Genomic DNA, 825 nt, shown 5'->3' with positions numbered 1-825 from the left:
AAATGGAGACGGGTATTGCAACGACGCCCTTTGGGCGGCGGCCGATGTCGCTTGCCATGCTGGCAGTGCAAAACGAGTCACGTGAGATCCCCAAGGGCAGGGTGGTCGACAAGTGGCAGATCTATCGCAACCTCTGCGAGGGCAAGAGCATCGTCGGCATCGGCGATCGCGCTCTGGCCGTCCTGAATGCGTTGCTATCATTCTATCCTGACAGTGAGCTGAGTGAGGAAAACGGCCTCATCGTCTTTCCCTCGAACGCACAGCTGTCCCTCAGGGCGCACGGAATGCCTGATGCCACTGTCAGGCGACACCTGGCGGCCCTAGTGGGCTGCGGGCTTATCATCCGTCGGGACAGCCCGAACGGCAAGCGTTATGCACGGAAGGGCAGGGGAGGGGAGATTGAGCAAGCATTTGGCTTCTCCCTGGCGCCGCTGCTGGCTCGTGCTTACGAGTTCGAGGCGGCCGCCGAGCGTGTCCGCGCCGACAACAGGGCGCTCAGGCTTATGCGCGAGCGGATCACCTTGCACCGCCGCGACATGCACAAGCTGATCGAGGCTGCCGTTGAGGAAGATGTGCCTGGCGACTGGGGAGGCCTGTGGAAGCGTTTCCGCGGCGTTGTGGAGGCAATTCCGCGCCGAGCTTGCATTGCCGAGCTTGAAGCTATCGGGGCCGATCTGGCCGCGTTGCGTGACGAAGTGGATAACCTGCTGGAAATTCATATGGAATCCACGAATTCTAGCGGCAATGACTCCCAAAACGAGCGGCAGCAATCTGATTCAAATACCGACTCTACTTTTGAATTTGAACCTGCTTTGGAGAAAAGCG

General features: G+C 59.5%; 1 protein-coding gene. It reads left to right on the top strand.

The features are described 5' to 3' along the window. Nucleotides 1–2: 2 nt before the first annotated feature. On the top strand, nt 3–825 hold an 823-nt coding region (repC, locus tag X742_RS140335; RefSeq protein WP_023775644.1), incomplete at its 3' end, for a plasmid replication protein RepC.

This window comes from Mesorhizobium sp. LNHC229A00 (assembly GCF_000502415.1).
Taxonomy (GTDB): Bacteria; Pseudomonadota; Alphaproteobacteria; order Rhizobiales; family Rhizobiaceae; genus Mesorhizobium.
The sequence above is the reverse complement of the archived record's forward strand: the minus strand, read 5'-3'. Positions and strand labels throughout refer to the sequence as shown.